Source organism: Sulfitobacter sp. (assembly GCF_041552635.1).
GTDB lineage: Bacteria > Pseudomonadota > Alphaproteobacteria > Rhodobacterales > Rhodobacteraceae > Sulfitobacter.
Genome location: NZ_JBFEKM010000116.1, coordinates 1 through 13,708, shown reverse-complemented (window position 1 = coordinate 13,708; position 13,708 = coordinate 1). Strand labels below are relative to the sequence as shown.

8 protein-coding genes and 1 pseudogene are annotated in these 13,708 nt (G+C 54.9%); 5 read left to right on the top strand and 4 right to left on the bottom strand.

Annotation, left to right across the window (positions count from 1 at the left end):
• From ABYT07_RS13900 to ABYT07_RS13890, 3 genes and pseudogenes are all read right to left on the bottom strand, one after another.
• Positions 1–597, bottom strand: a pseudogene (locus tag ABYT07_RS13900) (glycine cleavage system protein T); the annotation flags it as partial.
• Between the two features lie 162 nt (positions 598–759).
• Entirely contained in the window at positions 760–1,251 is a 492-nt protein-coding gene (locus ABYT07_RS13895; RefSeq protein WP_372992547.1) for an Lrp/AsnC family transcriptional regulator, read from the bottom strand.
• 308 nt (positions 1,252–1,559) lie between these two features.
• Positions 1,560–3,866, bottom strand: coding sequence for a mechanosensitive ion channel family protein (locus tag ABYT07_RS13890; protein WP_372992544.1), 2,307 nt, complete (start codon positions 3,864–3,866; stop codon positions 1,560–1,562).
• 521 nt (positions 3,867–4,387) lie between these two features.
• Here ABYT07_RS13890 and ABYT07_RS13885 point away from each other — a divergent pair.
• The 4 genes from ABYT07_RS13885 to ABYT07_RS13870 all read left to right on the top strand — a co-directional run bounded on the left by ABYT07_RS13885 (position 4,388) and on the right by ABYT07_RS13870 (position 9,660).
• Positions 4,388–4,792, top strand: a complete 405-nt coding sequence (locus tag ABYT07_RS13885; RefSeq protein ID WP_372992542.1) for a hypothetical protein — start codon at positions 4,388–4,390, stop codon at positions 4,790–4,792.
• Between the two features lie 38 nt (positions 4,793–4,830).
• Entirely contained in the window at positions 4,831–6,204 is a 1,374-nt protein-coding gene (locus tag ABYT07_RS13880; protein ID WP_372992540.1) for a PepSY-associated TM helix domain-containing protein, read from the top strand.
• 361 nt (positions 6,205–6,565) lie between these two features.
• Positions 6,566–6,958 carry a tautomerase family protein gene (locus tag ABYT07_RS13875; RefSeq protein ID WP_372992537.1) on the top strand — a complete coding sequence of 131 codons (393 nt, stop codon included), beginning with the start codon at positions 6,566–6,568 and terminating at the stop codon, positions 6,956–6,958.
• 329 nt (positions 6,959–7,287) lie between these two features.
• Positions 7,288–9,660 carry a PAS domain S-box protein gene (locus ABYT07_RS13870; protein WP_372992535.1) on the top strand — a complete coding sequence of 791 codons (2,373 nt, stop codon included), beginning with the start codon at positions 7,288–7,290 and terminating at the stop codon, positions 9,658–9,660.
• 174 nt (positions 9,661–9,834) lie between these two features.
• On the opposite strand, the gene ABYT07_RS13865 is transcribed toward ABYT07_RS13870, so the two are convergent.
• On the bottom strand, positions 9,835–10,755 hold the full coding sequence (locus ABYT07_RS13865; protein ID WP_372992533.1) for a hydrogen peroxide-inducible genes activator: 921 nt from the start codon (positions 10,753–10,755) through the stop codon (positions 9,835–9,837).
• A 128-nt stretch (positions 10,756–10,883) separates the two neighbouring features.
• On the opposite strand from ABYT07_RS13865, the gene katG reads away from it, so the two are divergent.
• Complete coding sequence (katG, locus tag ABYT07_RS13860; RefSeq protein ID WP_372992531.1) at positions 10,884–13,058, top strand: catalase/peroxidase HPI; 2,175 nt, start codon at positions 10,884–10,886, stop codon at positions 13,056–13,058.
• Positions 13,059–13,708: the final 650 nt, after the last annotated feature.

Genomic DNA, 13,708 nt, shown 5'->3' with positions numbered 1-13,708 from the left:
GGACCAACCGGTGCGCGACACGATCAGCGGAATGCCATCAAGTTCAACTTCGCGTAGCCAGTAATATTTAAGGTCCATGATGCTGTCGCCAAAGAGCGCCTGCATGATCTCGCCGGATTTGGGCCCCTGCAATTGCAGCGGGGACACGTCAGGCTCACCAATGGTGACATCAAGGCCTGAATGGATGGCCACACCCTGCGCCCACAGCAAAATGTCGCTGTCCGCAAGCGAGATCCAGAAGTGGTTTTCCGCCAGACGCAACAGGATCGGGTCATTCAGGATACCGCCGGCTGCATTGGTGATCAGAATGTATTTGCACTGCCCGACCGCCATCTTTGACAGATCGCGCGGGGTCAGCATCTGGACGAATTTTGCGGCATCTGGCCCAGTGATTTCCACTTGGCGTTCGACCGCCACGTCACACAGGATCGCGTCATTCACAAGGTTCCAGAAGTTCTGCTCCGGATCACCAAAGTCGCGCGGGATATACATATGATTGTAAACCGAAAATCCCTGTGCGCCCCAACGCACAGTCGCATCAAAATATGGGGACTTGCGGATCTGTGTTCCGAACCCGAAATCGTCTGCTTGCATCATGTCTTCCTCCCTTGTGTGCCTACGGCCCTGATGGCCGAAAGCTTGGTAAATCCAAGGGTGGTTTAGCCTGGATTGCAGGCTGGGCGTGGACTAAAAAATCGTAGTTTTCAGTCCGATCAGTCCGATTTGCGGGCCTCAAATGGTCCGTTTGTTCAAAAACCGTTAATTGCCTTGCTTTGCGACAAGTTTGGCAAGGTTCGGCTGCGATGATTTGATCGTGCGAGTCACGATATAGGTCATGTATCTGTCGATCCCCAGTTCGGCGTCCAGCATGGCCTCCATCAGGCTTTGGAAAGACTTCAGGCTGGGGCAGATCGCTTTCAGAACATAGTCCATACCGCCGCCCGTTGCAGTACATTCCGTGATTTCATCGTGCTGCATGACAAACTGCTCGAACCGATCAAAGTTCGACTTGCGGTGACTTGTAAGCGAAATAGTTACGATGACTTGGGAAAAATCAGCAATCTGTTCGAGCGCGACATCAGCATGATACCCCCGAATGAAACCTGCGGCCTTCAGTCTGTCCAATCGGGCCCAACACGGTGTCGCAGAGATATTGGCGATCTCCGCCAGCCTGGTTTTGCTCAGTTGTCCATACTGCTGCACTGCACTGAGGATGCGAATATCCGTCGCATCAAGTCCAAACCGCTTCATCCGTTCGAAACTTTCTTTATAGCCCACCTGAACAGTGGCCACGACCAAGCCACAAAAAGCCTTCTTAACTATTCTTAGTGGGCAACCCCCGTTTCAGTAACCAATGTAGCGACCTTTCCTGCCCCGACCGCGACCAGAAGCAATCCCTTCTGCGATCATCTTGCGTTTTTCGCGTGCAAGCGCGCGGGCTTGTGCACGCGATACATCGGCGAGCGACCCAAGCGCATAGTCCGGTCATTGGCGGGTTGCTTGGCGGCGGCCCGCGTTAACGGTGTCAAATTTCTGCAGCCGGGCATCCGTTTTTGCCCTCAAGTAGGGTTTGACGCCTTTTGGCTATCTACAGTCTTGCCGTCCCCCTCGGACAGGATTCTGATGGTGCGTGTCGGAAAGGCAAAATCCAAATCCAGACTGCGTGCGAGATCGACAATGTCACCGATCAAATGGTGTCTGGCCGCGATATAGTCCTCGTAGTCAGCAAGATTGAAGTACCCCCAGAGCTCTACGTTCAATGCCGACTCGCCAAACGATCGCAGTCCGACATATCCCGTCGTGTCATCCGCAGCGGGCTGCGCCAGATAGACCTCCCGCAGTCGGGTCTTGAACGCGTCAAGACGCTCGCGGGGGGTGTCGTAGTGCAAGCTGATTTCAAGGCGTATCTTACGCTTGCGCCGTTGCCCCCAGTTCACGATCGCCTTGTCGGTTAGCTGGGAATTTGGAATGACCAAAAGAGAATCGTCGAAGGTCCGCATGCGTGTTGACCGAAGGCCCACATTCTCGACCGTAGCCATCTGGCCTTCGGTTTCGATCAGATCGCCGCGATGAAACGGTCGGTCGCTCATCAGGATCGCACCGCCGATCAGGTTGCTGACGGTATCGCGCGCGGCAAAGGCCAAAGCGATGCCGCCGACCCCAAGGCCCGCAATGACGCCCTCGTAGGGGATGCCTGTGATGTCTGCGATGGCGATGATCCCCGCGGCTGCGACTCCGATCTTGAGCACCCCGGTGACCAGCGACACAGCGATTTCATCTACAAATCCGCTTGTGCGTTCGGACCGCCGTTGAAAATACCCGCCGAACAGATCGATAGCGGTATAAAGCAACCAGCCAAGTGCGGTTGCTGCAGTCGCGGCAAGCACAACGGTCACTGCACCAAGCACTGTTTCAGCCAATCCAGTCCAGGTGAACATCAAAACGGCAAAGCCAGCGCCCACCAAAAGTGCTGTCGGCTTGCCGAGCCGTCGGGCCGCCCCGACGCGCAAGCCGCGTTCAGCCCGGCGCAAGCTTCGGCTTAGAAACAGGGATACGCTCTTTCCGGTCAGCCAGCCAAGGACGACAGCAAATACAGCCGACAGCGGAATGACCAGCCATTGCCAGATTTCCAGAGGACCCGGGCGCGCGAGAAGGGCAGGGAACACTGCGCGAATACGCTCGCGGATTTGGAAGAAGCGCGTGATCGGCTCGGACGCGAAAACCCCGTCAGCGACTGGAAGTTCCTGCATCTCGGCAAAAAGCTGCGGCGCGTTGCGCAGGGTCTCTGCCGTGAACTTCCATTGGGCGGGCTCTCCGTTAGGTCCGGGCACTTGTTCTATGACGACCGAACCCGCTGGATGTCGGTAAAAGACGTAGGGTCCGGGCCGGTTGGGATTATCGGAAATCTCCTGCCACGTCACAAAGCCAGCCCGGTCGATGATCTGTTTGAGGTACTCCGCCAGCAACGGTGCCTCGAAGCTGTAAAGCCTTGGTGGCAAGAACGAAAGATCGAGGGTCGCCAGCGCCCGTTCACGTCCTGCGTTGCGCCAGTTTCGCATACCCTGAAGGAAGTCGCGCATCGCACCGCGCGGGCTTTTGGCGGCAGCCTCTTTCAATTGCGACAGCGTGTCATGGCCAAGTGCCGCGACCATGATGTCTAGATCCCGGCGCAGTTCAGCGGCAGCCGGGACCACGACAAACCACGCATCACCAAGTTTCCGGAACCGTATGTTGTATTCAAAATTGCCCGCGGCGGGACCGATGGTAAATTGGGCGGTTTCACCCTCAACAGGACGGGGTATGTCGTAGATGCGGAAGGTTGATAGGTCAAACAAGGTCCACAAAAGGCGCCTGCGGCGGCGCTGATCGCGCTCGTCCGAGGGTTGGCCAGCATAGAGCAACAGCGTTTCAGCTGCGTTGCCCGCCGAAATATCGCCTTTGTAGACGGCAGCGTTTTCCAAGTAGACCAGAGACCGAAAAGCGGCACGCGGGGTATCACGGGTGACGCTAACCAAATTGGCACCGGCTGTTTCAGAAACCTTCTTGCCGTTCCAGTATTCGCCGTCAACGAACCGACCGGTAAAGCTCTGCCCTTCCTCGGACAGGGCGAACAGAATAGGCCCCGAGGTGCCATCTTGAAACCATGACCCACGCAGGACCCGACCGTCAGTGCGCGCCTCTATGCGGCCGTCACCCGGTTCATAGGTCCCCGAAACCGTACCGCCTTGCTGTTGCAGCAGCATACGCGCTTCGCCGTCGCGCCAATAGGTATCCCAGCGACCGGACCAGTCGCCTGTACCCTGAGCCCACAAATGACTGGAAAAGAACGCGAATAAGAAAGCGCAAAGAACGCCGATACGGACCACGGGTTAATGCCTCCTGAGGATGTCTGGTCACAACGATAAGCAGTTTCTGGAGTATGTCCACTCTTGCACGGCCTGCGGAAACGGTCTTTTCGGTGCAGTCGGTTCGGTTGAATGAACGTGCGAATTGGCGGTGCCGCCAAAGCATTCCGCGTTCCGACGGCTCGCAGGCAGGCATCACTCCTCAGCTAAGAGAAACATCCAGTTTTTGAGATCCTTCCAAGGACGTAAAGTTGGATGCCCATTTGCAACGCCACGAAGGGTAGCCCCAACGCCTCTCGGAATAGATGTCGCACTTATCACAGAATGCCGCGTGATGCACTTGGCTAAGCCATTGCGACAGAGCAGACAAACTTCGACATCCACTTAGATTTGGAATGAGGTCTATGCCAGCGTCAATTGGGGTGGCGTGTGCCTGTTTCAGAAATGAGTTGTTTGATGCTCCGCGTGTAAGTCTGGGGTGCGGCGCTTTGCGCCTTGTGTCGGTATTGTTATCGAAAATGCTCCGGTATACTGCACACAGCATGAGAATGCCTTTGTCGCCAAATCTGCGCCTGATTGCGGCATGGGTGCTGTTGTTTCCCTTCTTTGGCGTGTCTTTGATCGCCAACGGCATCATGCCAATGAAGGCGTCAAACGGGGCCATCATGCTTGTCATCTGCACAGGCGAGGGCATGGTCAAAATGGCCTTTGACCCCGTCACAATGGCACCTGCCCCTGAAGCAGATGATGGCACGGGCGGGCCCTCAGAAACTTCCTCCTGTGACTGGGCCGCGTCACATCCAGTGTTTGATCTGACCACTGGAACGATGCTTCAATCTAAAGACCTATACCTGAAAACGACCGCGCCCCGCCTCAGCGCAACGGTGTTGCGCGTTGCTGAAGCCACCGGACTACCACCATCGACGGGGCCGCCTGTCACGTTTTGAAAGCCACTAGAACCTAAACTTTCAAAACGGATATAAATATGACCATGACCACCAACGGGGCACATGCCCTGGGGTCCACTGCGCAAAGCGCAGGGGCTTCTAATCTCTATCGCGCAGTTTGGCGTTGGCACTTTTTTGCAGGGCTTTTGATTCTGCCCTTTTTGATCACCCTGTCGATTACTGGCGGAATCTATCTGTTCCGCGAGGAAGTGGATCAATTTATTCATGCCGATTTCATGCAAGTGACACCCTCTGATGAGGAAAGGCTTGCCCCGTCGCGCATCATTGATGCGGCTTTGGCGGCTCAACCGGGCGAAGCGATAAAATACACCGACCCCGCGAACGACGGGCTTTCGACCCAGATCACGGTTCAACCCGAAACCGGCGGGCGCATTGCTGTTTACGTCGACCAATACACCGGTGACGTGCTGGAGGTGAGGCCGGATCGCAGCACCTTTGCCTGGACGGTGCGCTATCTGCATTCCTTCCGTTATTTTGGGTCAACCCCCAGAATGTGGATCGAGATCGTCGGAGGCTGGTCTATCCTTTTGGTCCTCACGGGGGTCTATCTGTGGTGGCCAAGGGGGCAGCAAGGCGGCGTTGTTTCGGTGCGCGGTACACCCAAACGCCGGGTGTTCTGGCGAGATGCCCATGCTGTAACGGGCATTTTTGTAGGAGGCTTCATTATCTTCCTTGCGGTGACGGGAATGCCTTGGTCTTCGGTCTGGGGTGCACAGGTCAATCAATGGGCGAACGGCAGCAATTTCGGGTATCCGGCTGGCCTTCGCACCAATGTGCCCATGTCGGATGAGCATCTTGATCATGTTGCAAAAACCTCATGGTCGCTTGAGCAGGCGCGCATTCCCGAAACGGCCCCGCCAAAAGCAGGGATGAAGACGATTGGACTGGATGAAGCGGTTGCCAGCCTTGGCGAAATGGGGCTGCATCGGGGGTATTCCGTTGCATTGCCCAAGGGCGAGACAGGGGTCTATTCCGGCTCGGTCTATCCCGATGATCTGGCCCAGCAGCGCGTGGTTCATCTTGACCAGTATTCAGGCAGCACGCTGATTGATATGAGCTATTCGGATTATGGTCCTCTGGGCCGCTGGCTGGAATTTGGGATCAACACGCATATGGGGCAGACCTTCGGTATATTGAACCAGATCGTCCTTCTGCTCGTGTGTGCAGGTATCGTCTTTCTTGCGGTTTCGGCGGCCGCGATGTGGTGGAAACGCCGCCCCTCGGGAAGCTTGGCGGTGCCGCCTTTGCCCTCGGATAGAAAGGCCTTCATAGGGCTTTTCATAATCTTAGGGATCGGGGGGCTGATTTTTCCGCTAACCGGCTTGTCCCTTCTGGTCATGCTGGCATTGGATCTGATCTGGATAAGGTTCAATCCAAAAGCGGCCCTATGACGGCATAGACAGGAACGGGCAGCCTCGGGAAAGTTGCCCGTTTTTCCATGCAAAACCCTATTTTGAACGTTCGGTTTGGCAACCTTCGCGAAACTTGAAATTAGCGCAGGTGTAACGAACGGCAGGTTCGAGCCCATCGTCACCGATGCTGCGGATGCACGAAAGTCTGCTACGGTGAAGCGGGCAGAATGAGGAGTGTTATAAAGTCGGTCGATGAGAGCCCGTTCCGACCTATTTCGGTGACAGCCATGTTCCGACGAAAACTTGCCGAAAACCAAACAATGTGGGGAACAACGATACCTCTCATAGGGTTTATCAAAGCCATCATCTCTGAGACAGCTAACTATAAGGAAGAACTGGAATGCCCCTTGTGAGAATCGACATGATCGAAGGACGCTCCGACGAGGAACTTCGGACGCTTCTCGATACGATCCAGAACTGTGTGGTCGAAGCTTTCGGCGTTCCCGAAACGGACCGCTATCAAATCGTCCATGAGCACAAGCCAGGTCGTATGGTCTTTCTTGATACAGGACTTGGCTTCACACGTAGCGAGCAAAGGATTTCAATCCAGTTTTTTACCAGTCCGCGAACTCACCTTGAAAAGATAAATTTATATAAGCTCCTCTCCGAGGAACTTGAAAAGGAGTGTGGACTCGATCCAAACGATCTTTTGATTTCCGTTTTCACGAACCGGGAAGAAGATTGGAGCTTCGCACACGGCGAAGCGCAATATGTGACTGGCCGGCTTCCGTAAAAACTGCCTTGGTACTCGATGGGTTATGGCCGCGGGTCTATTTATGATGTGGAACCTCGATGCCTGGTGCCGTTTGATAAGAGCGAATCTGCCATTGCTGCTAGCGCAGCTAATTCACCCCATCCGCTGAGCAGACGTCGGTGCAAAACGCAGCGAAAGTCGGGTTTCCGCCCCTGGTGTCGAGCGGCGCGAACGGCCCAAGGCAGACATTGGAATTATCCGGAAATTGAGTTCGTAATTCCCCTAAACCAGACATTGGTCAATCTTCCGGAATTCTACTCGATTAGTCATCGTGCGCTTGTATTTTTTCCAAAATCAGGTAACTTTTTATGATGGTACTTGAGGGCACGAACCATGAATTTACTGTGCGGAAAAACGAGTGTCCGGGTTTGATGCGCAATCTTCGAATTGACAGTATTGAACAGGCCGAGCGTCTTGTTGAAGAGTTGCATCTTGATGCGGAACGTATGCGCGATTTCGCTGAATCGGGATCGGATTGGTTCTTTGAGTTCGATAGCGAATTAAGGTTCTCATTCGTCTCAGGCCAGCTAGAACAAGTGATTGGCATAGAACCTAAATATCTACTTGGTAAGACGGTTGGGGATTTTTCCAAACACAATCGGCTTGCATCAGAAGCCCATCTTTTTAACGACATTAGGGCCAAAATGATTGCCCGTGAGAACTGGAAGGATCTCACGTTTTCGTTTGTCCGAGATGATGGCAAGCACCTAACACTTAGAACCAGCGGCAAAGCGTTCCATGACAAGAACGGAGACTTTGCAGGCTATCGCGGCATTGGGCGTGACATCACCGAGCAGGTGAGCAAGGAAAGCCGTCTTAAATCACTGGCTCAGATTGTCGAAACTTCGCTTAATGAAATCTATATGTTTGATGCCGACACGCTGAAATTCATTCATGTGAATTATGGCACCCGCAAAAACATGGGTTATTCCGACGCAGAATTTCGCGAACTGACACCCGTCGATATCAAGCCTGACATGACGCTCGACGCGTTCCAAATGATTGTCGAGCCGTTGAGAAACGGGAGTGAGCAACGTCTGATATTCGAAACTGTACACCAACGAAAAGACGGTACCGTCTATCCTGTCGAAGTGCATTTGCAGCTTGTTCAGTCGGGTGCAGGGTCTGCTTTCGTTGCAGTCATCCAAGACATCACAGTGCGTAATAAACAAACGGAAGCGCTTAGGCTGCGCGACCGTGCAATTGCCGAGGTAGAGACCGGCATCCTGATTACCGATGCCGGGCAGGACGACAATCCGATCGTCTATGCCAACAAAGCCATGGAGCGGATGACAGGCTATACAATGCAAGAAATGCTGGGCCAGAATCCGCGTTTTTTGCAGGGTGATGATCGTGTGCAACCGGGCCTTGAGCGTATCCGGTTTGGCATCAATAACGCGGTCCCAGTCCGCGAGACACTGAGTAACTATGGCAAGGACGGTTCACGGTTGACAGTTGAAGTCAGTATCTCGCCGGTGCGAGACGAGAAAGGCAACGTGTCTCACTTTATCGGTGCGCAATCTGATGTGACCGATAAGCTTAATACTGAAGAACGACTGCGCCAGTCTCAGAAAATGGAGGCCATTGGTCAGCTCACAGGCGGAATTGCACATGATTTCAACAACCTACTGACAGTCGTGTTGGGGAACTGCGAGTTGCTTGTGGATCGCGTTCGAGGGGATGATTTTGCAGGAAACCTTTTAGCCGAAGCAATAGGTGCAACAGAAGCCGGTGCAAGCCTGACCAAACAGCTTTTGTCATTTGCGCGCCAGTCGCCGCTTCAACCAAAGGTAATGAACCTGAACAATCTGGTTGAAGACTTGTCTGACATGTTGATCCGCTCACTTGGGGAAACTGTAGAACTGAGCAAGAAACTGGCGTCTGATTTGGGAAATACGCTTGCAGACCCCAGTCAAATCAAGAGCGCCATGCTTAATCTGGCGATCAATGCCCGAGACGCGATGCCAGAAGGAGGCCGTCTGACCATTGAAACCACAAATATGGTATTCACTGAGGGGGAGGCCTTTCAAAGCTATGGTATCGAGCCCGGGCAATACGTATGCTTGACGGTTTCGGATAACGGTGTGGGTATGCCTGACGCCGTAAAATCAAGAGTTATGGAGCCGTTTTTTACGACCAAAGAGCAAGGCAAAGGCACTGGCCTTGGGTTGAGCATGGTTCACGGATTTGCCAAGCAATCTGGTGGACATCTCGACATTTACAGCGAACTTGGGCATGGCACTTCAGTGAACCTTTATCTGCCTGTCGTAGGCGCAAGCGCAGACGAGGTCGCGATCGCCAATGGCAACGGAAACACTAACATTCAAGGCAATCAGACGGTCCTGGTCGTCGAAGATGACGCCCGTGTGCGCAGGACAACTGTCGCCCGATTGGAACAACTCGCCTACCAAGTTGTGCAGGCCGAAAGCGGGCCGCAGGCTTTGGACATTTTGGCCAAAAGGAATGATATCGACGTTGTCTTTACCGATATGATCATGCCAGGCGGTATGACGGGCGCTGAACTCCTTGTTCAAGTTCAAGACCTATACCCGCAAATAATGCAAATAATAACATCGGGATATGCTGAAGACGGCACTATACCCAATGACGGAACACCTTGCCTGCGAAAACCCTATTCCCTGGCCGAAATGTCAAAAGTGTTTCGTCAGCTCTCAGCTTAGATCGCCGGCAAAAGGGTCATCTAACAGAAGGTCGGCGACAGGACGCCAAGTCCGCCATGCGGACCTTGGTGCCGGCTGGCGACTTTCGCCCGAACTGCACTTTGCTCAGACAGCGAATGTCCGGTTCGGGGGGCCTCGAACTCTTGGCACACTGTGCGAATTTACCGGATCAGGTCAGCGCGCGTAAGCGCCGGTGCCGTCGCGTTTGTTTTCGCCTACGCCACGGATGATCTCTCCGATTTGGGCAAGCTGCTCGGAGAGTGGATGTGTGTTGCGCCACACCATACCGATCGTGCGCGTCGGCGCGGGGGCAGGGAACTTGACGATTGATACATCCGTTGAGCGCGCTTCGAGGTTGATCGCGATCTCGGGGATCAGGGTTACGCCCATGCCAGCCCCGACCATTTGTACCAGCGTTGACAGCGAACTGCCTTCCATCAGCTGGCGCGGTTGCGCTTCGGTGATTTTGCACACCGACAAGGCTTGATCGCGAAAGCAATGCCCTTCTTCGAGCAACAGCAAGCGCATCGTGCGCAGATGTTTGGGACTTGGGATCGGCTTTTCCGCATCGGCCATTGGCCGGACCAGCGCGAATTCCTCCTCGAACAGGGCAAATTCCCGCAAATTCGGTTCCGATATCGGCAGGGCAACCACCGCCAGATCAAGGCGGCCTTCCGTTAAATCCTTGATCAGGGCTTTGGTCATGGATTCGCGCACCTCAAGTTCCAGTTGGGGATAGCGCGCGGAAAGGGCCAGCATGATTTCGGGCAGCAGATAGGGGCCGACCGTTGGGATAATGCCAAGCCGCAAACGACCGGCCAATGGCCCCTTCGATGCGCGCACGAGGTCTTCGAGTTCTTCAACGGCGATCAGGATCTGTCTGCCTTTGGCGATCACGACTTCTCCGATGGCGGTCAGCCTGACTTTCGGGGTGCTGCGTTCGACCAAGGGCGCGCCGAACATTTTCTCCAACTCTTTGACCTGCAAGGAAAGAGCGGGCTGCGAGATTGAAGATGCCTCGGCGGCACGTCCAAAGTGTCGGTGGCGGGCCAATGCATCGAAATAGCGAAGCTGCTTGAGTGTCAGGTTTTTCATAAGCTCAGCTTATCGTATAGGTAAGATTATTCAATTTGATTTCATGCAAGCCGGAGGCCTATAAGAACGCAGAATGCGCTGGTGCGTTGTCATCAGCGTCACGTTCGAACAATTTTTTGGAGGATCCCATGGACGGAAACAATGTGAATGCGACGGGCGGATGCCCCGTCATGCACGGTGGCAATACGACTGTGGCGCGGCCTGTGAACGAATGGTGGCCGCGGTCGCTGAACCTTGATATTTTGCACCAGCATGGTGCGCGTACCAATCCAATGGACCCGGATTACAATCACCGTGATGCGGTCAAAGCGTTGGACTTCGAGGCGTTGAAGGCTGACGTGCACGCGTTGATGACCGACAGCCAAGACTGGTGGCCAGCCGATTGGGGCCACTATGGTGGCCTGTTCATCCGTCTGGCGTGGCATTCTGCTGGCTCGTACCGTTTGGGCGATGGCCGCGGCGGTGCCGGTGCCGGCAACATCCGCTTTGCGCCGCTGAATTCCTGGCCGGACAACGCCAGCCTTGATAAGGCGCGTCGCCTGTTGTGGCCGATCAAGAAGAAATACGGAAACGCCCTGTCCTGGGCCGACCTGATCGTGCTGTCCGGCACAATCGCTTATGATTCGATGGGTTTGGAAACCTTTGGCTTTGGCTTTGGCCGCGAAGACATCTGGGGCCCAGAGACAGACATCAACTGGGGCGATGACAGCGTTTTGATGGCACCGACCGAGGAACGCGTCACCGATGTTGATGATGCCAACAGCATGTACAACCCGCTGGCCGCGTCGCACATGGGGCTGATCTATGTGAACCCGGAAGGCGTGAACGGGACACCTGACCCGATGGAAACGGCTAAATACGTTCGCATGACGTTCTCGCGGATGGCAATGGACGACGAAGAAACCGCCGCGCTGACCGTTGGTGGACACACCGTTGGCAAATGTCACGGTATCGCCGCTGATATCGGTGATGCGCCAGAAGGTGCGTCGGTTGCAGACGCCGGTTTTGGCTGGAGCAATCCGAGCTTCAACGGCAAGGCGAACACAATCCACACATCGGGCCTCGAAGGCGCTTGGACCACAAACCCGACCCAGTGGGATCATAGCTATCTCGAACTGCTGCTCGGACACGAATGGGCCGTGACCAAATCCCGTGCGGGTGCGTTCCAGTGGGAACCTGTGAACCTTCCGGACGAACTGAAAGTCCCAGACGCCAGCGATCCGTCGATCAAGCACAACCCGATCATGACCGACGCCGACATGGCCATGAAGATTGACCCGATCTATCGCGAAATTTGCGAACGCTTCCTCAAAGACCCTGCCTATCTCGCCGAGACTTTCTCGCGGGCGTGGTTCAAGCTGACGCACCGCGATATGGGGCCCAAGGTAAACTACATCGGACCCGATGTGCCTGCCGAGGATCTGATCTGGCAAGACCCGGTGCCTGCCGGCAACACGGATTACGACGTTGCCGCCGTAAAGGCCAAGATCGCCGATAGCGGTCTGTCCGCCGTAGAGATGATCAACACTGCTTGGGACAGCGCGCGGACATTCCGTGGTTCGGATAAACGCGGGGGTGCCAATGGTGCGCGCATCCGTCTGGCACCGCAAAAGGATTGGGAAGGCAACGAACCCGCCCGTCTTGGCAAGGTTCTGGATATCCTGACGCCGATTGCCCTAGAATCCGGTGCATCTCTGGCAGACGTAATCGTTCTGGCTGGTACTGTCGGGCTTGAACAGTCCATCAAGGCCGCCGGTCACGCGATTGAGGTGCCCTTTGCCAAAGGCCGCGGCGACGCGACTGCTGAACAGACCGATGCAGACAGTTTTACCGATCTTGAGCCGTTGGCAGATGGTTTCCGCAACTGGCAGAAAGAGGCCTATGTCGTTCGTCCAGAAGAACTGATGCTGGACCGTGCGCAACAGCTTGGCTTGACTGGGCCTGAAATGGTCGTGCTTGTTGGCGGTATGCGGGTTCTTGGCACCAACCACGGCGGCTCCAAGCACGGCGTGTTCACCGACCGTGAGGGAACGTTGTCCACGGACTTCTTCGTCAACCTGACCGATATGGCCTACAGCTGGCATCCGGTTGAGCAAGACGGTCTGTTTGAGCTTCGTGATCGTAAAACCGGCGCGGTCAAATGGACGGCGACAAGTGCGGATCTCGTATTCGGCTCCAACTCGATCCTGCGCGCCTACGCCGAGGTGTACGCCCAGGACGACAACGCCGAAAAGTTCGTGTGTGACTTCGTTGCTGCCTGGACCAAGGTAATGAACGCCGACCGCTACGATCTGGTCGCTTAATACAATACCCGCCCGGGCAACCAGCTTGCCCGGGCGATACAATCGACTGCACTATACTCTACATTACAAACGCCTTCTTAGATGCCGGCCTTTGTACCGGACGGGGCAACCGCTTTGCGGTTCCTGATCCACCTTTTTGCACCCCAACCTCAGCCCTGACACGGATTGCTTTGCGCCTAGCCTTTGCTTTGCGAGTGATGAGTTGTTTGTTCCTGTGTCAGCAGGGGAGGGGAGGGGGCGAAATCCAGTCAGCCCCCGCAACAGAAGGAGCTGGACCTCATCGGGAGCCAGCCACATGCCCGTTTTCTAGCGATTTTTGAAAAAAGCGCAAAAATCTGAAGTTTTTTGAACTAATGGCTTGCAGGTCCCGAATAGTAGATCTATAGAGCCCCTTACCGGAGACGCAGCGATGCGGGTTTGGAGCGCTAGACGGGACGGACGGAGCTGAGAGGTTTTGTTGGTTTACGTAGCGGAGAAATTCTGAGGCATTGAGGCGGGGCGCGCTGGATTTTACGGCGCATCTTGGTTTCTTTTGTCTCGACGCTCTTTGAAAATTAGATATCTGAAGAGATATGTGGGCGGTTTGGTTCATTCGATGGATCAACCTCTACATATCGCGCTCCTAGGACTTTGGTTCGATGATGGAGTGT

Coding starts and splice junctions, on each gene's coding strand:
- ABYT07_RS13875 (WP_372992537.1), top strand. CDS start 6,566: ATGCCCCTTGTGAGAATCGACATGATCGAAGGACGCTCCGACGAGGAA.
- ABYT07_RS13885 (WP_372992542.1), top strand. CDS start 4,388: ATGAGAATGCCTTTGTCGCCAAATCTGCGCCTGATTGCGGCATGGGTG.
- katG (WP_372992531.1), top strand. CDS start 10,884: ATGGACGGAAACAATGTGAATGCGACGGGCGGATGCCCCGTCATGCAC.
- ABYT07_RS13865 (WP_372992533.1), bottom strand. CDS start 10,755: ATGAAAAACCTGACACTCAAGCAGCTTCGCTATTTCGATGCATTGGCC.
- ABYT07_RS13870 (WP_372992535.1), top strand. CDS start 7,288: ATGATGGTACTTGAGGGCACGAACCATGAATTTACTGTGCGGAAAAAC.
- ABYT07_RS13880 (WP_372992540.1), top strand. CDS start 4,831: ATGACCATGACCACCAACGGGGCACATGCCCTGGGGTCCACTGCGCAA.
- ABYT07_RS13895 (WP_372992547.1), bottom strand. CDS start 1,251: ATGAAGCGGTTTGGACTTGATGCGACGGATATTCGCATCCTCAGTGCA.